Below are 19,585 nucleotides of genomic sequence, written 5' to 3'. Positions count from 1 at the left end.
ACACTTTCCGAATAACCAGCCTGGCTGCTCAATCCAATAAGCGCGCTAAACGCGAAAACTACCAGCCTTGATTTTTTCATAAGCAGCCTTGAGTTGATTGTCGTAACCATATTTGCGGTAACCTGGGCCGTTGTAGAGCCATGCGGCGTTTGTCCAATTTTTTTGAATTAACGCATTTCTCAATGTGCCGTGTCCGTATTTCGCATCTCGCACCGTCATTGCAAAGGGCACGAAAAGCCTGAGAAGGTGTTCGCGTTCGGAAGTGCACGCGGCCTCCAGAAATTTCTGTACGGTTGGAAATCCCAAACCCTCATAATTTTCACCGAGTACCTGAAATTTGCCCCACGAGCAGGCCATAATGGCAGCATCTTCGTCGAGACCATATGCGCGCTCAAAACGCTCGTAGGCGTCCGCAACATAACGGTCGTTCGCGGCAATAGGATGGCCAGCCTTGTCGAACTTCTTGTTCGTATAGGGTCCCCCTGAAATGTCCGCATTCAGAGCATCGTATTTGTGGCCTGTATGCTTGGCGAATTTATGCCGCTCATACTGGATTGTTGGGCGATTATGGTGGTCAAAGGGTGACTTTCCCGATTCGACATGAGCGAACGCCTGAATGACCGCGATTTCACATTGGATGGCCCTGGCGGCTTCATTCCAATCCGTGTCCGTAATTCTTTCGCCTGTGTACAACGCGAAATATTTTTGCAGGTCGGGCCGATCCTTGCTGAACTTCGTATCGGTCGCACCTTGCGCGGTCTTGCTCTGCTGCCCCTTCATGCCCTTGTCCGCGCCTTGCGCCGCTGGATGATGCATGTCGCCCTTCGCCTGCTTTGGCGTACCAATCGGAACAGGCTTGGACTTGGGGGCCGGCGGTGGATCGTCAACCGGCACGCCGTCCGGCGTCTGGGGATGTGGTTGCGTCCTTGTACTCAGCTTTATCTTGCCGCTCTTCAGGGTGACAAGTTTCTCGCCAATCGACGCCTGGGTTTCATGTATAAGCTTCCACGTACCATCGAGTTTGCGCACCAGAATGCGAACAAATTCACCTTCGGCTTTTGTGATGAAACGCTCGCCAAGACCGTTTAGCTTGCTCACCCCTTCAAAGGCCGATGCAAACCGGCTTTCGATACGGTAGCGTAGTCCCTTGATTGGATTTCGGTCCCGATCAATGAACAGTGGCACAACCGCACACACCTTCTTGGTACTGACTACCAGTCGCTGACCAACGGTTAGCCGGTCTGGATTCTGCAGCCTGTTCATACCCGCAAGCGCGTAAGTTGTCGTGCCATAGGTCCGCGCAATCCCGCTCAGCGTGTCTCCAGGCTGCACGACATAGACTTCCGGCGTATCTGACATCGGATTGGAACTCATTCGTTTTCTTCCTCACTATCATCGTCCGACAGGGTTTCTTCGGTAGGCTCCCATCCTGGGGTTCCAATCCATACGTCAACGTCCTTCGGTTCCCGGCTATAGAAGCGAGACCCGAGAGCAGCATCATCGAGTGTTCCGGATGCCAGGTTGTTACCCGCCTTGTCGGTGGCAAGATAGGTCAGGTTCGCCCACGCGTGATCGATGCTCGCGGTGGCAAAGCCAGCGTCGGACAGATCAACGAGGTTACTGAACAGGCGTTGGTCGGGGGCAATAGGCAGTGCCGCGAGCGGAATGCGGACGGACTCTTTCCCCTTCTTTTGCACAGTGATCGTCTTGAGGAACAGATCACCGGGACCGCCTAGAGTGACGCTGCCGTCCTTCAGGTGAATGAACGCGCCGCCGCACTCCAGGATAATTTCCTTCGCGGCGGCGAGATTGACCTTGCCGTTGACGCTGGCAAAGTTCACGTCCTTTGCAGCCGTGAGCGACATTGGGCCGTCCTGGGCCTGAAAATCGACCGGGCCTTTGGCCGCAAAAATCTTGATGCCGGCCTTCTGCACGAACAACGATATCTTTTCGACCGCCGCGACCGTGAAACGCTTGAGCACGCTCCAGTCGGCATTCTTTCCGGCCACGGTTGAAATGTTGTCTTCTGCTGCGAACTGGATGCCCTGGTCCGCGACAAGCGCCGCCGATGCGGGCGTGCTCATCAGCAGCCCCGGCTGCTTGAGGCCGTCCAGATCGTCCTTGATCTGCTGCTGGGCGTCGGTGTCGGCGGGTTCGGCCTTCGCGCTGCTGGCGGATGCGGCCAGAGCCTTCGCGGTCGCCAGTGCGCTTTCAAGCTGCGCAATGGTCTCCTGCATGTCCAGTTGCTTGCCGGTCGCGGCGGGGCGGTCGTAGGCGGTCAGCATCATGCCCTTGCCCGCGCGATTCACCCCGTAGCCCGATGTTCTCGCCTCGAAGCCTTCGCCCCGGTATTCGAGTTTGTTGTTAACCAGGTAGCCGAGGTTCAGTTGCGACTTGCCCGAGTGTTCCGTGCTAAGTTTGACGCCTTCCTGGCCCGCCCAGTCCTCGAAGCGAATCTTGTTGTTCTTCTGCGTGCGGATCATGTTGCGCGAGAGCCAGCGCCGGTCATTTGTCACCAGGTCGCGCGCCTGGCTGTGGTGATGAAAGCCGGTAATTTCCGGCTTGTCCGGGTCGCCATCGCGGCAGGTCACCACTGCTTCGGCATCGTCCAGACCAGGGAAGTGCATACCGGTCTGGAACTTGCCCGCGAACGGCTTTGCAAGGCGCAGCGGTACGCTCTCGCCGCCCTTTGGCCACGTTTCGAAGTCCGCATCGAAACGAACGACATAGTGGCCTTCCGACGTAATGTAGGAATACGTGTAGGAATCCGGACTGGTCACGCGCGCTGAAAGTGTGCCGCTCACCCTGGCCCAATTCTCGGGTTCCAGCTTCAGGCGGAAACGCCGGTCGGCGGGGATGGCCCTGTAGCGGTTCGTATAGGGCTTGTCGCGTGCGCCGCTGTGCGTGATCTCGACAACAAGCTGGCCTTCCGGCGCATCGGGCAGCACGATATCCGTTTCGAACACGCGCCCCGGCTGCAAGGCCAGTACGTTGCTTTCGCCTTCATAGACGACCTGCCAGGCGATGGCCGCTTCGTGCCGTAGTTGGGCTTCCCATTTCGCCCCGGCCTGGTCGAGGTGGTGAGTCCCGTACACATAGGGCTGGCCGTAGGTCGTGGTATCGCCCGGGGCAACGTTGGCCGTATCCCGAAAACGCTCCCACGCCTCTTGAGGGTTATAGTCCGCGACAATCACCGACTTCGACACGACAACGGAGTGGCTCTTGATCGACGTGACCGCCTCGACGCCGCCAGCCTCCAGTCCCGCCGCTTCGCGGTACGGTACGATCAGGCGGGGATCGTAGATGTAGTGATCCACGTCATCGCCATAGACCACCTGGTCGCCGTATTCGCTCTCCTGAATATAGAAAAAGATGCCTGATTTCTCCTGCATCATGTGACCATATGCGGCGTCGGTCATGCCGTATTGCATACGGAAATCGTGCTTCGGATAGGTGCCCCGCAGCCTGAAAGTAAACTGATGCTCACGCAGGCCGTGCTCGCGCAGCCCCGCCGCCAGAATGTCGGGCGTGCTCGCGTGCTGGTAGATTTTCGTGCGCGTCGTCGTCGCCAGCCGTCCAACGTGCGACCTGAGCAGGAATTCGTGCGTAACCTCGTCGTGCGAGGTTTGAAGCACCGAGATACGCTCGATGACACCGCTCATTTCCCGCGTGGTTTCATCTTCCTGTGTGATGGAAAACGTGGCGTCCTGGTTGAGGAAGTCGGCGCGCGCGAGTTGCTGCGGATGCGTCGCCACGATCAGCACTACGCTTGCCTCGCTCATCTTTTCCGTGGCCGTGAACGACACCACCGAGAGCGCGGCGGCGGCGGGCGTTCCTGGCACGTCGAGGCGGTACGCCTGCCTGCCAGTGAGCAGGTTTGAAACCGGATCAATTTCCGCCAATCTGATGCGTCTCCTTAATCGGTCGAATTCTCATGCTGGCCAGACGGTATGTGGCCTGCAATCAGATATGTCCGAAAGTGAGATGGCGGATTTTTTGCGCACAGAATCCTCGCTGTGCAATTGATCTGTACCGCTGCGCGTTGTTCGTGCCGCATTCGTGATTGCCACGTCGCCGTTCCGCTTCGTTGTGGCGGGCGGCGAACGGGCAAACGTCGATCTGGCGCAAGGGCCATACCTCGCGCGTGCGATCCATCGCGTAGTGCAACGCGTCCCGGCCATCAGGCCATCCCCATTGAGGCCGCCTCAACGGGTAAGGTTGAATCCTGCTCCCCTGTTGCAGCCACAACGCGTCACGATACTGACCGGCGGGAATCAGGACACATTGCCATCCGTTCTCTAGCGGCACTTCGAGCGTATTCCATTGCGAACAGGGCATAGACCGGATCCTCTTCCCCATGAAATGAGGCTCGTATCCTGGCACGCCGCTAGACGGGAGACCTTGCGCTACTTGGACCGGCGAGCATTCGATGCGCAGGGCATCCGTACTCGCGACCGCTCTGGCACCGCCAACCGTAGCAGCGAGTGCAGCACATCATTCCCGCTGCTGAACAGCTTGCCGAATTTAAGGGTCGCAAACACATATCACCTCCACATATCATGCCAGCTATATGGCAGATACCTAGGTGAAAACCCTAGTATTGCGGTACAATCCCGTCCATTAAGGGGATTCATGATGCCGCACCGCTTTCAACTGCTTGAAAAATTCGCATTCTCGATCGTCGTTCTGCTCGCCGTCATGTGCTCGAGCTACATCGCCTGGGAAAGCTCGCCCGATCTTCGCGACAACCTCGAAGTCGGCAAAGAGCTCTTCATGAAGAGCGGCCAGTACTCGTACGCCTGCGCCACCGTGGCCGCAGATCCGTGCGCGCAGTTCCCTGTCGAGTAAGCGCTCGATACGCCTCTCCTGTCGTCTGCCTCGCGCCGCCCTCTCCCTGGCGGCCATGATCGCGCACCCGGATTCACGACGCGGGTGACTGCGGATTGAAACCCCGCGCGTTTCGACTAAGCTCGAATCTGGTTTCGCATTCGAGCCTGCTCGCCATGCTCATCCGCGTCCGCCCGCGCAGCGGCCTTGCAGCCGTGAGCGCCCCTGGCAATCCCTCCGCCTGCACACGCCTGTTGCAGCGCTTCGTTCCGTTCTTGCTGCTCGCGCTCGCGAGCGGCTGCACGATCACACCGCCGCCACGGCCGTTGCTGGTCATCCCGCCTCAGGCAATCAACAGCGCCGCACTCGACGACTATCGCGCCGCCATCGCCAGGCGCATCGTCGAGCGCAATCCGTCCTATGTGCTGCAAGGCACGCCGCAGGCGATGCTGCGCTCGCTCGTGGTGGTCTCGTTCACCGTCAATCGCGACGGGCAGATCACGAAATCGTCGGTGTACCGCTCCAATGGCGACTACGACGCCGAGGCCACCGCGCTCGTCACGCTGCGCCGCTCGGCGCCGTTGCCTCCGCCGCCGGCGCATCTGCTCAACTCCGTCGGCCAGATCGAATTGTTCGAAGACTGGCTCTTCAACGACAACGGCAAGTTCCAGTTGCGCACGCTCGCCTCGCCGCAAGCGCAGAACTTCAACTGAGCCCCGTAGCATCGCGCCTTGCAAAGCCCACGCGCCGGGCTTGCTGGAGTCTTGCTGTGCGTTGCGCACGGTCGTTATAATTTTCCGCTATCCCACGCCGGCATTTGACCGGCCTCGCGCATTGCATGGCGCCACCCGCGCCGTGCCAATGCGTCACCCGAGCGACGCACGGCCACCTCTCGTGCCGCTCGCCCTTATCCGCGCGCCACCCCGCCGGTTCCCGCGTCGCGCACACAGCCGGTGCTGCGCGATGCATACTGACGAATCGTTGCCTGCGCAAAGATGCCGCCAGGGCATCCGCGGACGGCGAGCCGCGGGTGCGCCCCGGACCTGAGGCCCAACCGCCATGCCGCCCGTCCGCAGGGCTTCGAATCCTGAACAAAAAGACGCCTGCGCCGCCCCGCGTGCCCCATGCAGCGCGTCAGTGCGCATTACAACAATTGGAGACCCATCGATGTCCACTTCGCCCATTTCGCCCGCGAGCGCCGATCAGGCGAACGCAGCGAAGCAGCAAAACACCGCGCGCGTGATCTTCGCGAGCTTCATCGGCACCGCGATCGAGTTCTACGACTTCTATGTGTACGCAACGGCCGCCGCGCTCGTGATCGGCCCCGTGTTCTTCCCGCACGGCTCGGCCACGGCCCAGGCGCTCTCCGCGTTCGTGACGTTCGGCATCGCGTTCGTCGCGCGGCCGATCGGCTCGTTCATCTTCGGTCATTTCGGCGACCGTATCGGCCGTAAATCGACGCTCGTCGCCTCGCTGCTCGTGATGGGGCTCTCCACCACGCTGATCGGCTTCGTGCCCGGCTATGACTCGATCGGCAGCCTCGCGCCGATCCTGCTGTGCGTGCTGCGCTTTGGCCAGGGCATCGGCCTCGGCGGCGAATGGGGTGGCGCGGCCTTGCTCGCGACCGAGTACGCGCCGCAAGGCAAGCGCGGCTGGTTCGGCATGTTTCCGCAGCTCGGGCCCTCGGTGGGCTTTCTCGCTTCGAACGGCCTGTTCTTCGGCCTTGCCTCCACGCTCTCCGACCAGCAGTTCCGCGACTGGGGCTGGCGCGTGCCGTTCATCGTCTCGGCGGTGCTCGTCGCATTGGGCCTCTATGTGCGCCTGAAGATCGCCGAAACGCCCGCGTTCAAGGCCGCCATCGAGCGCGAGGAGCGCGTGCGCGTGCCGGTTGCCGCGCTGCTCTCGAAGCACTGGTGGCCGACGCTGCTCGGCGCGCTCGCGATGGTGGTCTGCTACACGCTGTTCTACAACGCCACCGTGTTCTCGCTTTCGCACGGCGTGAGCGCCTTGCATATCCCGCGCCCGACGTTCCTCGGCATGCTCTGCATTGCGGTGGTCTTCATGGGCATCGCCACGCCGATCTCGGCCTGGCTCTCCGACCGCTTCGGCCGCAAGCCGGTGCTGATCGTCGGCTGCATTGCGGCCATTCTCTCGGGCTTCACGATGCAGCCGCTGCTCGGCAGCGGCTCGCTGCCGCTCGTGCTGCTGTTCCTCGTGATCGAGCTGTTCCTGATGGGCGCCACCTTCGCGCCGATGGGCGCCCTGCTGCCCGAGCTCTTCCCCACGAGCGTGCGCTACACGGGCGCGGGTGTCGCGTACAACCTGGGCGGTATCCTGGGCGCATCGGTGGCGCCGTACATCGCGCAGGTGCTCGCGGCGCGCGGCGGCCTCTCGTGGGTCGGCGCGTATGTGTCGATCGCGGCAGCCGTGAGCCTGTTCGGCGTCTTGTGCATGCGCGAGACGCGTCACACGTCGCTGACGTGAGTTGTAAAGGCGCGCCGGCCCATGTGCGCCCGGCAACGCACCGGTAATAAAAAAGCGGAGTCCGCGAGGCGGATTCCGCTTTTTTGTTCGTGAGCGAGACCAGCGTGCCTATACTCGAATGGACGAAGTCCGCGTCTGTCTGCCAGCGAGGTCAACGATGAACCTGCATCTGAGCAACGCCGATGTCGTGCTGATGATCGCACTCGCGCTGGGTATCTCGCTCGTCCTGGCCTTCCGGCTGCGCACGGCAAGCTGGCGCTCAGTCGTGCTGGAAGCATTGCTTGCCAATGCCGCGGCCATCGCGGCGGTGGTCGCTGTCGAGCTGCTGCTCGCCTGAGCGCACCGCCGCGCCCCACGGGAGCCTCATCAGTAGTAGTAGCCGTGGTGGTAGCCTCCGCCGTAATAGCCACCCGCCGGCACCACGACGCACCCGCTCAGCGCCGCTGCGAGCAATGCACCTGCAATCAGGGTACGCGTCAGTCGTTTCACTTCGTTCTCCCATCGAGTCAATGTCTGTTGTCCGGCTTTGCCCTGCATGGGCCATGCGGGCTGCGGACGCTTTGGATTGAACACGACGGCGAACGTCTGAGGCGTTGCAATTTGTAAGTAGCGGTGTGGCCCGTGTTACAGCCTGCGCAACGCCTCGCAGGCGCACGCGCTGTCGGCGCGCCGCGTGCTACGCAACGGCGACACTTTTAACAACTATGTAATGGAAAGCAGCGGGAAAACAGCGTGCGAACAGGGAGAAAGCGGCGCCCAGGGAAGGGCGCCGCGAAGACAGCGCGCGTGGAGGAGATCAGGCCGCAGTAGCGAGCGGCCCCTTCGCCGCACCGCCGCCGTCACGTGCGGGATAGACGCGATCGACGGCATCGAGCGCGACCGCAACAGGCGGCACGTGATGGCCGTCGCCGACCGAAATCGAGCGGTTGGGCGCACGCACGCCAAGATGCTCCGCGTCGGTCGCGACGAAGATCATCACGGTGGGCTTGAGCAGCGCGTGGCCGAGATGCACGAAGCCCGTGTCGGTGCCCACCACGAGCGCGGAGTCTTCGATGCGTTGCGCAACTTGCGAGACCGTGAGGCGCGGCAGCACCGTCGCCCCAGGCACGAGCGCGGCGATCTCGCGCGCCGTGGCGTGCTCGGCGTCCGAGCCCCATGGCAATTCGATGCGCAGGCCGCGCGCAATGAGGGCGTGGCACAGCTCGCCCCAATGCTCGACCGGCCACTTCTTCTCTTCCTTCGAGGTGGCGTGGAAGATCAGCGCCGTGGGCGCGTCGGGCGCGGGCAGCGCCGTGCCGTCGCGCGGAATGCGCATCTGGAAGTCGGGCGGCGTGTCGACCTTGTAGCCCAGCGCCTCGCCCGTGCTGATACGCATGCCGAGCCACGCATCGCACTTCGGACGCGGACCGAAGCGGCCGTTATAGGCAAAGGCTGCGCCGCGCTCGCCGAGATCCTGCGCGAGGTAGCCGAAACGCCGCCGCCCGCGCGCGAGAAACGCGATGATCGCGCTCTTGTAGACACCATGGATATCGACGATCGCGTCGTAGCGCTCGGCGCGCAGCTCGGAGATGGACGCCCAGATCGCCTTGAAGTCGCTCCAGCGGCGCGCTTTCTTGAAGCGGCGCAGCGGTGCGCAGAGCACGCGGTCGACGCCGGCGTTCCAGCGCACGATATCGGCGAACGACTCGTCGGAGGCCCAGTCGACCTTCACGCCGGGGAAGGCGCGCTGGACATCGGCCACGACCGGAAGCGCCTCGACGATATCGCCGAGCGAGGTCACTTTGACAATCAAAACTCGTTTCATTGTGCTGCGGACCTGCGAGGCCCGATTTCCTTGATTTGCCTGAATTTTCCCGAGATTTTAACGGAGCGCGAAGCGGCTCAGAGGACAAATTGCGGAGCCGTTCGCCATTCATCGAACCCTACTTTATGCGATCCGGCACCTGATGCGGGACCCGGAAACCCGTGATCTGTCACAGAGATGAATCCGACAGCCCCCGCTCACGCCGCTACAATGATTCCTTTGCGCCCCGAATAGATCCATGCGGACCGTGAATCCGGACATTATTTCGCTGCTCGTACGCCGCGCGCGACGTCTGTGGCGGCAGTACGGCGTGCTGTGGCTCGGCGCGATCGCGGTCGGCCTCGTCGCGGTGTTTTACGCGCGTCTCATCGACTGGGGCTACAACGCCTTTCTGCGCGTGCAGCATCAGCATGTCTGGCTACCGCTCATCGTGACGCCCGCCGTTGCGGCCGCCGCCGTGTGGCTCACCCGCACGTTCTTTCGCGGCGCAGAAGGCAGCGGGATTCCGCAGGTGATCGCCACGCTGCACACGAAGACGGGCGATACGGGAACGCGCCTGCTCACGCTGCGCATTCTCGCCGGCAAGATCGCCATCTCCTTCCTCGGCATTCTCGGCGGCTTCACGATCGGCCGCGAAGGGCCCACGGTGCAAGTAGGCGCGGCGCTGATGTTCAACATGCGCCGCTTCTACCCGCGCTCGAACGCGCTCATCGAGCGCAAGCTCGTGCTCGCCGGCGCGGCCGCGGGGCTGTCCGCGGCGTTCAACACGCCGCTGGCGGGCATCGTGTTCGCGATCGAAGAACTCACGCGCAGTTTCGAGGCGCGCGCAAGCGGCGTGGTCATCACCTCGATCATCATCGCCGGCGTGATTGCGCTCGGCCTGAACGGCAACTACACGTACTTCGGCACGATCCAGATCGGTGCGCACTTCCCCGATCTGCTCGCCGTGGCCGTGATCATCACCGCGCTTGTCACCGGCATCGCGGGCGGCATCTTTGCCTGGCTGCTGCTCAACACGCAGCGCTGGATTCCGGAGCCGCTGCGCAAGCTGCACGGCGAGCGCCCCATCGCGTTCGCCGCGCTTTGCGGGCTCGCCATCGCGCTGATCGGTCTCGTCTCGGGCGGCAGGACGTTCGGCAGCGGCTACGCCGAAGCGCGTGGCCTGCTCGACGGCAGCGAGCATCTGTCGGTCGCGTATCCGTTCCTCAAGATGGCCTCGATGGTCGGCTCCTACCTGCCGGGCATTCCGGGCGGCATCTTCGCCCCTTCCCTGTCGATCGGCGCGGGCTTCGGCAACGTGTTGCACATGCTCTTCAGCAACTTGCAACTGCCCATGCTCATCGCGCTCGCGATGGTCGGCTATCTCGCGGCGGTCACGCAGGCGCCCATCACCTCGTTCGTGATCGTCATGGAGATGATCGACGGCCACGCGCTCGTGATCTCGCTGATGGCCACCGCGCTGATTGCGAGCCGCATCTCGCGCATCTTTGCGCCGCCGCTCTATGAGACGCTCTCGCTGCGCTATGCGCAGCCACCCATGGCGATCGCAAGCGCGGCACGGGCCGCAGACACAGAGACCGCTGCGCGCGAGTCTGAAGCGGCAAACGACGCCAGCGTCGCGGCCGACGCACCCGTGACGATGGCGGCACAGGAAGCCGCTCCACAAAACGACAGGCCCGGCTACACCGCAGCGGACCCAACCTCTGACCGCTGATGTGCGCCGGGCCTGGCGCGCCGTGAAGCGGCGCGTCGCGTTGGCGTGACGTCAATAGACCACGACGGGAGCGGGCCGCACATACACGGGCCGCGCCGGCACGACGATGCAGCCGGCCAGCATGAGCGCGAGCGCCGCGGCAGCAAGCAGTTTTTTGCTCATAGTGTTTCTCTCCTGGACCCGGGTTGGCGCATTAACCGCCGGCTCACGCTGCCCAGTGACCTTCGATCCAGCGCCAGTTCGGACCGTGCGCGACCCAGTGGCCCGGCACCCAGTGATAGCCGACACGCTCGGCCTGCCAGTGACCCCCGATCCACACGTAGTGGCCGTGATCCCAGCGCCAGTGGCCCTTGTCCCACACATAGCCGACGCGCGCCGCCGGCACGACTTCGACGCGCTCGGGCGGCGGCGCGCTGGGCGCGACGACGATGACTTCTTCCGCGAGTGCGGGCGCCGCGACGGCGCAAGCGCCCGCGACGACAATGGCGGCCTTGGCAACGAGCAGGCGGATGGAGCTGTTCATGTAAATCTCCCCTTCGAGTTGGACGCCGAAAGTGGCGTTACCCGATCAATGCGCGAGCACGCGCCTGCGCTGACAACGGCGTTGTTACCGCGAGGGGTGAAGTGAAACCGAATATTTCGGTGGGGAAAGCGGCGCGTAACCGCTCATGCGCGACACGCGTGCGTCACGCAGGGCACGGGCACGCGCATCCACGCGCGCACGCGCCTGCACGCAAAGCGATAGCGATGCGGTGGGAATATCGAGATGCGCGCGGCGCACAATCGCCCCGCGCGCATCGGGTGCATCAGGCCTGCGGAATCTCGATCTTGACCTCGAGCACTTCGAGGTCGTCCTGGCGCTCGAGGCTCACGCGGATGTCGTCGTCGGAGATCTTCACGTACTTCGAGATCACCGCGACCAGCTCGCGTTGCAGGGCCGGCAGATAATCGGCGGGCGGATGACCGCCTGCACGCTCGTGAGCGATGATGAGCTGCAGGCGTTCCTTCGCTACCGAGGCGGACTTCTTCTTCTCGCCGAGAAAAAACGAAAGAAACGACATGACGTGCGCCTCCCTTACTTGCTACCGAAGAGGCGCTGCAGGAGCCCCGGCTTCTGGTAATCGGTGAAACGAAGCGTCTTGTCTTCGCCGAGAAAACGCGCCACTACGTCCTTGTACGACTCGGCGACATCGGTGCCGTCGAGGTGGACTGCGGGCAGGCCCTGGTTCGATGCATGCAGCACCGCTTCCGATTCCGGGATCACACCGATCAGCTCGATGCGCAGGATCTCCGAAATGTCCGACAGCGAGAGCATTTCGCCTTCGCTCACGCGCTTGGGGTTGTAGCGCGTGATCAGCAAGTGCTCCTTGATCGGATCCTTGCCTTCGATCGCACGCTTGGTCTTCGACGACAGCATGCCGAGGATGCGGTCCGAGTCGCGCACCGAAGACACTTCCGGGTTCGTCACGATGAGCGCTTCGTCAGCGAAATGCATCGCGAGCAGCGCGCCCGATTCGATGCCGGCCGGCGAGTCGCAGATGATGTATTCGAAGTCCATCTTGCGCAGATCTTCGATCACCTTCTCCACGCCTTCCCTCGTGAGCGCGTCCTTGTCGCGCGTCTGCGAGGCCGGCAGGATGAACAGGTTCTCGCACTTCTTGTCCTTGATGAGCGCCTGATTGAGGTTCGCCTCACCCTGGATCACGTTGATCAGGTCGTACACGACGCGGCGCTCGCAACCCATGATGAGGTCGAGATTGCGCAGGCCCACGTCGAAATCGATGACCGCGGTCTTGTGGCCACGCAACGCGAGGCCCGATGCGAAACTCGCGCTCGTGGTCGTTTTACCGACGCCACCCTTGCCCGAAGTCACCACAATGATTTTTGCCATTCCCTTACCTTGCGTTCGTCAGTTTCCCAGTTTGGTCTCATCGCGTGCCGCTCGCGCTCGCGTGTTGCTCACGCTCGCGCGGCACTCAGGTGAGCCTCAACGGTTCGATCAAGAGTTTCTCTTCGTCGAGCCGGATTTGCGCCGGCTTGCCCTTTACCTCGGCGGCGAGTGGAACTTCAGCGGTACGGTAGATCCCCGCAATCGAAATCAGTTCCGCCTCGAGGCTCGTGCAGAAAATGCGTGCGTCGTGATTGCCGTGCACGCCCGCGAGCGCGCGGCCGCGCAACGGCGCGTAAATATGGATGTTGCCTTCGGCGATCACTTCCGCCCCGTTGGACACCATGCCGAGCACCACGAGGTCGCCCTTCGCGTAGATGCGCTGGCCCGAGCGCAGCGGCCGGTCGATCACGAGCGTCGGCTCCGTGTTCGTCACGCGCGGCGCGGCGATGTCGAATTCGCTCCCCGCGCCCGCATTGGGGCTGTCCGCTTCCGCGGCGTCCTGGGGGAAGAGTTCCGGCTGCACGGCGGAAGCGCCCGAGGCCGCTGCCGCAGCGTCGCCCGGCTTCGCGGCTGCATTTGCGCCGGTATCGGCGGACTGCCCCGGTGCAGCGGTGTTCGCAGCGTTGACAGTGGCGTCGGCTTCTTGCGCGGCGGCAGGCGTATCGCCGCCCGTGCCGGCCGCACCGCTCGTCCCGTTTGCCCCGCTTACACCGCTGGCGACGCGCTTGTCGCGCGCTTCGAGGAACGGCAGGCCCGCAACGGCTGCCCAGCCATGCTGCGCGGGCTGGGCGACCACGCCCACGGGGCGCATGCGCACGCTTTCGAGCAGGCGCGCGATGTCGGCGAGCGGGACCTGCTCACCGTCGGCGAGGCGCCGCACGTCGATGGCCACCGTGTCGTTGGCGAAAAATTCGGGCGTCGCCTCGAAACGCCGCGTAAGCTCGGCGCGCATCGCATCGAGTTCAGTCGTTTTAACCACGAACAAAAGCGTATCGACTGAACCGCTCTTCAGTTCAAAATATGGCGATTTCTTGGGCGACATGGCGATCGGCGAAAAATTTTGCGTATTTTACAGGCGTCGACGCGCGTAGCCATTATTTTTAATGGCTCAAAATGCTGCGACATAGGGAACGATGCAAAGACGGCGGGGGTGCCGGCGCATGACGTGCGGTGCACACGTCATGGCATGAAAAGCACGGGAAAAGGACGCTGGGCAGGTGCTCCGTTATTGGGCCGACATGCTCTTGGGCACCAGCGCGACGTCACGCATGAGCAGCGTTTCCCACTGCTCGGGCGTTTGCGTGCTGCGCGCGTGGTCGCCGGTGGCGACGAAGCCGAGCCGCTCATAGAAGCGCATGGCGGTGATGTTGTTATCGGTCACCCAGGCGTAGACCTGCGCAGCGCCTTCGCTCACGAGCCACTCGATGGCCGCGTTGACGAGCAGTTCGCCGCCGCGCAAATGCCGCACCGCCGGCGCCACCCACAACGCGAACACGAACGCGCGGCGGGCCGGCGCGTTCTCGAAGTTCGCGCCGATCAGGCCGGCAGGATGACCCTCTGTGTAGAGGATGAACGAGGTGGCGGCATGCGAATCCGCGTGACGCGCAGCCGCGGCGTCAAAAACGGCTGCATCGGCGGACAGCGCATCTTCGAGCGAGTCGCCAAACGCATAAGGCGCGTCGCGCAACGAAGCGGTTCGAAGCTCGCGGAGCACGGCACCCTGATCGGCAGCGATACGGCGAACGGTCAGTGACGGACTCATGCAGTCGTAAACCCCAATAAAGCACTAACGCGTAGCTTTAACCGAACTGGCGAGAGAGTCAAATCCTTATTTAACAAAATTGCCCCGCAAACGCCACACACACGGCCTTGACAGGCTGCTCGATGAGCCGCACAGCCCGACGCACCGCGGCCCTCACGGGGCCTCGTACGCGCCCGTGCCGTCCGGCCAGGGCGTGAGCAGTTCGTAGCCGTCGTCGGTGACCGCCACCATGTGCTCCCATTGCGCGGAGAGCGAGCGGTCCTTCGTCACCACCGTCCAGCCGTCGCGCTGCACCGCCGTGCCGGCGCGGCCCGCGTTCACCATCGGCTCGATCGTGAAGACCATGCCCGGCTTCAGGCGCACGCCCTGCCCCGGCTGGCCGTAGTGCAGCACCTGCGGCTCTTCGTGATAGACCTTGCCGATGCCGTGGCCGCAGTACTCGCGCACGATCGAGAAGCCGTCGGCCTGGGCGCGCCGCTGGATCGCGTGGCCGACGTCGCCGAGCGTGGCGCCTGGCTTCACCTGGCGGATGCCGGCGAGCATGGCCTCGTAAGTCGTGTCGATGAGCTGGCGCCCGACCGCGCTCGCGGTGCCCACGGTGTACATGCGGCTCGTGTCCCCGAAATAGCCGTCCTTGATCACGGCCACGTCGATGTTGATGATGTCGCCGTCCTTGAGGACCTCGTTGCGGTTCGGAATGCCGTGGCACACCACCGCGTTGACCGAGGTGCAGATCGTCTTCGGAAAGCCGAGGTAGCCGACGTTGGCCGGCACTGCCTTGAGCGTGTTGACGATATAGTCGTTGCAGATCGCGTCGAGGTCGTCGGTGGAGACGCCGGGCTTGACGTGTTCGCCGATCATGGCGAGCACGTCGGCGGCGAGCCGGCCGGAAATGCGCAGACGCGCGAGGTCGTCGGCAGATTTGTAGGTGATAGCCATCTGTGAACGATAAGTGAGCGCGACGGCGCGCGAGGCGCCTCGCAGCGAATTCAACAATGGAGCTGCGTCGAAGGGTTCATTGTACCGGGGTGTCCGCCCCGTCCGGCCCGCGCCGATTCGCGATGATTCGGAGCCGTCCGATTGTTCGCACGCAAGCCACCCTCAAAAATGAGAAATATCTTACAACGACATGGGCGGAACGCCTGATCATGACCCAACCTGACCCGACTCCGGGCGCCGCGCCCGGTGCGCAACCGAACGCCCCACTCAACGTTCTGATCGCGCTGCCCACCTACGACAATTCGGTGCATTTCGACTTCGCGATGGCGCTGGCCCGCCTGATGGAGACCTTCAAGGAGCGCGGCGTGCGCTTCGAGTACATCCACACGGCTTCGTCGCACATCATCCGCGCACGCAACTTCTTCGCGAATTATTTCCTGAGCCATCCCGAGTACACGCACGTCCTGTTCCTCGACACGGACATGGACTTCTCGCGCGAGGCGGTCCCGCGCCTGATCGCCGGCAACAAGCCGGTGGCGGGCATTGCGTGCCCATACCGGTTCTTCGATATGGACAAGCAGATCACGAGCGAGGATGTGGGCCTCTCCCTGCGCGAATGGCAGGAAAAGACGGTGGACTACAACACGGCGATTCGCGCCGACGAACAAGGCAGCAGCACGGTCAGCAACGGCTGGGTCGAGGTCAACCACATCGGCACCGGTATCTTCCTGATCCGGCGCGATGCGCTCGAGGCGCTCGTGCCGGTCACGCAGCGCTACCGGCCGCCCGCGCAATACGCGCCGTATCTGCCCGACGGCAACTTCTACGCGTTCTTCGACACTGTCGGCGAAAAAGGCGTTTATCTCTCGGAGGATCTGTCGTTCTGCCAGCGCGTGCGCGGCGTGGGCATGTCAGTGTGGGCGCTCATCGACGAGAAGATCGTGCACCACGGTACCTCGGCGATTTCGGGCACGTTCCTGCGCTCGCTGGAGCGGCGCGGGCATACGGGGAAGTAGCGGCCGCAAAGCAAAAACCCCCGCAGCTGTTAGGCATGCAGGGGTTTTCTGAATTTGGCGGAGAGGGTGGGATTCGAACCCACGGTACGGGGAAACCGTACGCCTGATTTCGAGTCAGGTACATTCGACCACTCTGCCACCTCTCCGGGGTACTACTTTTTACTGCTTCTCCGGTCTTGGTCGGCGACCAGAGAAGCGAAGATTATAGAACATTTTTTGAATCTTGCAAGCCCTTGTCGAAGAAAAGTTTCGAGGGCAAAGCGATTCACATGGCCCGATCTGCGCGCAACGCTCAGGCACCCACTTCGAGACGCGCGACACCGCCCATGTACGGACGCAGCACCTCCGGCACCGTGACCGAGCCGTCCGCTTCCTGGTAGTTCTCGAGCACGGCCACGAGCGTGCGGCCCACCGCGAGGCCCGAGCCGTTTAGCGTATGCACGAGCTCCGGCTTGCCCTGGGCGTTGCGGTAGCGCGCCTGCATGCGGCGCGCCTGGAACGCTTCGGTGTTCGAGCAGCTCGAAATTTCGCGATAGGTGTTCTGCGCTGGCAGCCACACTTCGAGGTCGTAGGTCTTGGAGGCCGAGAAGCCCATGTCGCCCGTGCACAGCGTGATCACGCGATACGGCAGGCCGAGCTTCTGCAGAATGGTTTCCGCATGCACGACCATTTGCTCGAGCGCGTCGTACGACGTTTCCGGTGCGACGATCTGCACCATCTCGACCTTGTCGAACTGATGCTGACGGATCATGCCGCGCGTGTCGCGGCCATACGAACCGGCTTCCGAGCGGAAGCACGGCGAATGCGCGGTGAGCTTGATGGGCAGCGCGCTGCCTTCGACGATGCTATCGCGCACGGTGTTCGTGAGCGAGATCTCCGAGGTGGAGATCAGGTACTGCGTGACCGTGTTCTCGGCGCCGCCCTTCTCCACGCGGAACATATCGTCGGCGAACTTGGGCAGCTGGCCCGTGCCGTACAGGATTTCCGGATTGACGATGTAGGGCGTGTACGTTTCCGTGTAGCCGTGCTGCAGCGTGTGCGTGTCGATCATGAACTGCGCGAGCGCGCGGTGCAGGCGCGCGATCTGGCCGCGCAGCATCGTGAAGCGCGCGCCCGAGAGCTTCGCGCCCGTCTCGAAATCGAGACCCAGCGGCGTGCCCACGTCGACGTGATCCTTCACTTCGAAGCTGAACTCGCGCGGCGTGCCCCAGCGGCGCACTTCCACGTTGTCGTTTTCGTCCTTGCCCACGGGCGCGCTCTCGTGCGGCAGGTTCGGCACGCCGAGCAGCAGGTCCGAGAGCTTCGTCTGGATGTCGTCGAGCTTGGCGGCCGAGGCCTTCATTTCGTCGCCGATGCCGCCCACTTCGGCCATGACCGCCGAGGTGTCCTCGCCGCGGCCCTTCATCGCCCCGATCTGCTTCGACAGGCTGTTGCGGCGCGCCTGCAGTTCTTCGGTGCGGGTCTGGATGGCGCGGCGTTCCGCTTCGAGCGCGGTGAACGCCGCGACGTCGAGGGTATAGCCGCGGTCGGCGAGGCGCCTGGCGACGCCGTCGAGGTCTTTGCGCAGCAGCTGGATGTCGAGCATGGGATTGTGAGACGCAGTTTCGTTGTGTGAATTGCCGATTTTAGCGCACCGGCGCGGGCTAGCCCTTGCGCTTGCGCTCGCGGATTTCGTCGCGGTGGTCTTCGCGCCATTGCGCGTCGAGATCGGCCAGACGCGCGAGCTTCTCGCCGATCTTGCCTTCGAGCCCGCGCGGCGTGGGCTGATACCAGCGCGGCTCGCGCATGCCGTCGGGCAGATAGGTCTCGCCGGCCGCGTAGGCGTCGGGTTCGTCGTGCGCGTAGCGGTACTCGTGGCCGTAGCCCAGCTCCTTCATGAGCTTGGTGGGCGCGTTGCGCAGATGGATAGGCACCGCGCGCGACTGGTCCTTGCCGACGAAGCGCCGCGCCTCGTTGTACGCGTTGTAGCCGGCATTCGACTTGGGCGCGACCGCGAGATAGATCACGGCCTGCGCGAGCGCCAGTTCGCCCTCGGGCGAGCCGAGCCGCTCGTAGGTCTCGGCGGCGTCGAGCGTGATGCGCGCCGCGCGCGGATCGGCGAGGCCGATGTCCTCCCACGCCATGCGCACGATGCGCCGCGCGAGATAGCGCGGGTCCGCACCGCCGTCGAGCATGCGGCAGAACCAGTAGAGCGCGCCGTCCGGATTGCTGCCGCGCACCGACTTGTGCAGCGCGCTGATCTGGTCGTAGAACGCGTCGCCGCCCTTGTCGAAGCGGCGCAGGTTTTCGGCGAGCGCGCTGCCGAGCAGCTCGCCGTCGATTTCGCGCTTCTTCTGCTGCGCGGCCGCGCGCGCGACGATTTCGAGATTGTTCAGCAGCTTGCGCCCGTCGCCATCGGCCGAGCCGATCAGCGCCTTTCTCGCTTCGTCGGTGAAGGTCAGGCCGCCCAGCTCCTCGCTCGCGCGGGCGAGCAGCTCGCCCTGCTGCTCCTCGTCAAGGCTCCTGAGCACGTAGACCGCCGCGCGCGAAAGCAGCGCGCTATTCACCTCGAACGACGGATTCTCCGTCGTCGCACCGATGAACACGAACAGGCCCGACTCCACGTGCGGCAGGAAGGCGTCCTGCTGGCTCTTGTTGAAACGGTGGACTTCGTCGACGAACACGAGCGTCTGATGGCCATGCGCGCGGTGCATCTGCGCCATTTCCACGGCCTCGCGGATGTCCTTCACGCCCGAGAGCACCGCCGAGAGCGCGATGAACTGGGCGTGGAAAGCGTCGGCCATGAGGCGCGCGAGCGTGGTCTTGCCGACGCCGGGCGGCCCCCAGAGGATCATCGAATGCGCCTCGCCCGACTCGAAGGCGACGCGCAGCGGCTTGTTGGGCCCGAGCAGATGCTTCTGGCCGATGACTTCGTCGATCGAGCGCGGGCGCAGCCGCTCGGCGAGCGGAACGTTGGCACGGGTTTCTTCAAACATGACGTTTTCGCGATAATGTCGGCTTTCCCGGGGACTGGACGATTTCGAAGGCGTGTGTTCGCGCCCCCGAAAACGGCCCGCCGCGCCGGATGCAGTCGTGCATTATGACAGCCCGGGCGGCAGCGCGAGACGCGATGCCTCGCGCCCCGGTTGGCCGACCCCAATAAACATCA

General features: G+C 63.5%; 18 protein-coding genes and 1 tRNA gene. 6 read left to right on the top strand and 13 right to left on the bottom strand.

Annotated features, from left to right (window positions below):
* Window positions 1-45: 45 nt before the first annotated feature.
* Both E1956_RS07100 and E1956_RS07095 read right to left on the bottom strand, forming a co-directional pair.
* On the bottom strand, window positions 46-1,374 hold the full coding sequence (locus tag E1956_RS07100) for a LysM peptidoglycan-binding domain-containing protein (RefSeq protein WP_134747980.1): 1,329 nt from the start codon (window positions 1,372-1,374) through the stop codon (window positions 46-48).
* Window positions 1,371-3,902 (bottom strand): type VI secretion system Vgr family protein, encoded by a 2,532-nt coding sequence (locus E1956_RS07095; protein WP_256377766.1) that lies wholly within the window; start codon window positions 3,900-3,902, stop codon window positions 1,371-1,373. Before E1956_RS07095 ends, E1956_RS07100 begins: the two co-directional genes overlap by 4 nt.
* A gap of 730 nt (window positions 3,903-4,632) precedes the next feature.
* Between E1956_RS07095 and E1956_RS07090 the strand changes: the two genes are divergently transcribed.
* From E1956_RS07090 to E1956_RS07075, 4 genes are all read left to right on the top strand, one after another.
* Window positions 4,633-4,848, top strand: coding sequence for a hypothetical protein (locus E1956_RS07090; protein ID WP_322788515.1), 216 nt, complete (start codon window positions 4,633-4,635; stop codon window positions 4,846-4,848).
* Window positions 4,849-5,003: 155 nt separating this feature from the next.
* Window positions 5,004-5,540 carry an energy transducer TonB family protein gene (locus E1956_RS07085; protein WP_134747979.1) on the top strand — a complete coding sequence of 179 codons (537 nt, stop codon included), beginning with the start codon at window positions 5,004-5,006 and terminating at the stop codon, window positions 5,538-5,540.
* A 454-nt stretch (window positions 5,541-5,994) separates the two neighbouring features.
* Window positions 5,995-7,311, top strand: a complete 1,317-nt coding sequence (locus tag E1956_RS07080) for an MFS transporter (RefSeq protein WP_134747978.1) — start codon at window positions 5,995-5,997, stop codon at window positions 7,309-7,311.
* Between the two features lie 157 nt (window positions 7,312-7,468).
* Entirely contained in the window at window positions 7,469-7,648 is a 180-nt protein-coding gene (locus tag E1956_RS07075) for a hypothetical protein (protein WP_134747977.1), read from the top strand.
* A 29-nt stretch (window positions 7,649-7,677) separates the two neighbouring features.
* Here E1956_RS07075 and E1956_RS47365 read toward each other — a convergent pair whose 3' ends face one another.
* Together E1956_RS47365 and waaC are read right to left on the bottom strand one after the other, a co-directional pair.
* Entirely contained in the window at window positions 7,678-7,800 is a 123-nt protein-coding gene (locus tag E1956_RS47365; protein ID WP_256377765.1) for a hypothetical protein, read from the bottom strand.
* Window positions 7,801-8,107: 307 nt separating this feature from the next.
* Window positions 8,108-9,115 carry a lipopolysaccharide heptosyltransferase I gene (waaC, locus tag E1956_RS07070; RefSeq protein WP_134747976.1) on the bottom strand — a complete coding sequence of 336 codons (1,008 nt, stop codon included), beginning with the start codon at window positions 9,113-9,115 and terminating at the stop codon, window positions 8,108-8,110.
* A 238-nt stretch (window positions 9,116-9,353) separates the two neighbouring features.
* On the opposite strand from waaC, the gene E1956_RS07065 reads away from it, so the two are divergent.
* Window positions 9,354-10,829 carry a chloride channel protein gene (locus tag E1956_RS07065; protein WP_134747975.1) on the top strand — a complete coding sequence of 492 codons (1,476 nt, stop codon included), beginning with the start codon at window positions 9,354-9,356 and terminating at the stop codon, window positions 10,827-10,829.
* A gap of 205 nt (window positions 10,830-11,034) precedes the next feature.
* On the opposite strand, the gene E1956_RS07060 is transcribed toward E1956_RS07065, so the two are convergent.
* The 6 genes from E1956_RS07060 to map all read right to left on the bottom strand — a co-directional run bounded on the left by E1956_RS07060 (window position 11,035) and on the right by map (window position 15,421).
* Entirely contained in the window at window positions 11,035-11,352 is a 318-nt protein-coding gene (locus E1956_RS07060; protein ID WP_134747974.1) for a YXWGXW repeat-containing protein, read from the bottom strand.
* A 283-nt stretch (window positions 11,353-11,635) separates the two neighbouring features.
* A complete protein-coding gene (minE, locus tag E1956_RS07055; protein WP_028215841.1) occupies window positions 11,636-11,890 on the bottom strand; it encodes a cell division topological specificity factor MinE in 255 nt (84 codons plus the stop codon).
* Window positions 11,891-11,904: 14 nt separating this feature from the next.
* Window positions 11,905-12,720: a septum site-determining protein MinD gene (minD, locus tag E1956_RS07050; protein ID WP_134747973.1), complete on the bottom strand. Its 816-nt coding sequence runs from the start codon at window positions 12,718-12,720 to the stop codon at window positions 11,905-11,907.
* 85 nt (window positions 12,721-12,805) lie between these two features.
* Entirely contained in the window at window positions 12,806-13,762 is a 957-nt protein-coding gene (gene minC, locus E1956_RS07045; RefSeq protein WP_134747972.1) for a septum site-determining protein MinC, read from the bottom strand.
* Window positions 13,763-13,945: 183 nt separating this feature from the next.
* Window positions 13,946-14,482 carry a GNAT family N-acetyltransferase gene (locus tag E1956_RS07040; protein WP_134747971.1) on the bottom strand — a complete coding sequence of 179 codons (537 nt, stop codon included), beginning with the start codon at window positions 14,480-14,482 and terminating at the stop codon, window positions 13,946-13,948.
* Window positions 14,483-14,635: 153 nt separating this feature from the next.
* Window positions 14,636-15,421 carry a type I methionyl aminopeptidase gene (map, locus tag E1956_RS07035; RefSeq protein WP_134747970.1) on the bottom strand — a complete coding sequence of 262 codons (786 nt, stop codon included), beginning with the start codon at window positions 15,419-15,421 and terminating at the stop codon, window positions 14,636-14,638.
* A 209-nt stretch (window positions 15,422-15,630) separates the two neighbouring features.
* Between map and E1956_RS07030 the strand changes: the two genes are divergently transcribed.
* Entirely contained in the window at window positions 15,631-16,437 is an 807-nt protein-coding gene (locus tag E1956_RS07030; protein WP_134747969.1) for a hypothetical protein, read from the top strand.
* 55 nt (window positions 16,438-16,492) lie between these two features.
* Here E1956_RS07030 and E1956_RS07025 read toward each other — a convergent pair.
* From E1956_RS07025 to E1956_RS07015, 3 genes are all read right to left on the bottom strand, one after another.
* Window positions 16,493-16,583, bottom strand: a tRNA-Ser gene (locus E1956_RS07025).
* Window positions 16,584-16,729: 146 nt separating this feature from the next.
* Window positions 16,730-18,022: a serine--tRNA ligase gene (serS, locus tag E1956_RS07020; RefSeq protein WP_134747968.1), complete on the bottom strand. Its 1,293-nt coding sequence runs from the start codon at window positions 18,020-18,022 to the stop codon at window positions 16,730-16,732.
* A gap of 58 nt (window positions 18,023-18,080) precedes the next feature.
* The gene (locus tag E1956_RS07015) at window positions 18,081-19,412 is read right to left on the bottom strand and encodes a replication-associated recombination protein A (protein WP_134747967.1); all 1,332 of its coding nucleotides are present in this window, start codon (window positions 19,410-19,412) and stop codon (window positions 18,081-18,083) included.
* Window positions 19,413-19,585: the final 173 nt, after the last annotated feature.

The sequence above is a fragment of the Paraburkholderia pallida genome, from assembly GCF_004524855.1.
Lineage (GTDB): Bacteria > Pseudomonadota > Gammaproteobacteria > Burkholderiales > Burkholderiaceae > Paraburkholderia > Paraburkholderia oxyphila.
This window is presented reverse-complemented; position numbering and strand designations above follow the sequence as displayed.

Coding starts and splice junctions, on each gene's coding strand:
- map (WP_134747970.1), bottom strand. CDS start 15,421: ATGGCTATCACCTACAAATCTGCCGACGACCTCGCGCGTCTGCGCATT.
- E1956_RS07085 (WP_134747979.1), top strand. CDS start 5,004: ATGCTCATCCGCGTCCGCCCGCGCAGCGGCCTTGCAGCCGTGAGCGCC.
- serS (WP_134747968.1), bottom strand. CDS start 18,022: ATGCTCGACATCCAGCTGCTGCGCAAAGACCTCGACGGCGTCGCCAGG.
- E1956_RS07030 (WP_134747969.1), top strand. CDS start 15,631: ATGACCCAACCTGACCCGACTCCGGGCGCCGCGCCCGGTGCGCAACCG.
- E1956_RS07090 (WP_322788515.1), top strand. CDS start 4,633: ATGATGCCGCACCGCTTTCAACTGCTTGAAAAATTCGCATTCTCGATC.
- E1956_RS07065 (WP_134747975.1), top strand. CDS start 9,354: ATGCGGACCGTGAATCCGGACATTATTTCGCTGCTCGTACGCCGCGCG.
- E1956_RS07015 (WP_134747967.1), bottom strand. CDS start 19,412: ATGTTTGAAGAAACCCGTGCCAACGTTCCGCTCGCCGAGCGGCTGCGC.
- E1956_RS07100 (WP_134747980.1), bottom strand. CDS start 1,374: ATGAGTTCCAATCCGATGTCAGATACGCCGGAAGTCTATGTCGTGCAG.
- minD (WP_134747973.1), bottom strand. CDS start 12,720: ATGGCAAAAATCATTGTGGTGACTTCGGGCAAGGGTGGCGTCGGTAAA.
- E1956_RS07075 (WP_134747977.1), top strand. CDS start 7,469: ATGAACCTGCATCTGAGCAACGCCGATGTCGTGCTGATGATCGCACTC.
- E1956_RS07080 (WP_134747978.1), top strand. CDS start 5,995: ATGTCCACTTCGCCCATTTCGCCCGCGAGCGCCGATCAGGCGAACGCA.
- E1956_RS07060 (WP_134747974.1), bottom strand. CDS start 11,352: ATGAACAGCTCCATCCGCCTGCTCGTTGCCAAGGCCGCCATTGTCGTC.
- minE (WP_028215841.1), bottom strand. CDS start 11,890: ATGTCGTTTCTTTCGTTTTTTCTCGGCGAGAAGAAGAAGTCCGCCTCG.
- minC (WP_134747972.1), bottom strand. CDS start 13,762: ATGTCGCCCAAGAAATCGCCATATTTTGAACTGAAGAGCGGTTCAGTC.
- waaC (WP_134747976.1), bottom strand. CDS start 9,115: ATGAAACGAGTTTTGATTGTCAAAGTGACCTCGCTCGGCGATATCGTC.
- E1956_RS07040 (WP_134747971.1), bottom strand. CDS start 14,482: ATGAGTCCGTCACTGACCGTTCGCCGTATCGCTGCCGATCAGGGTGCC.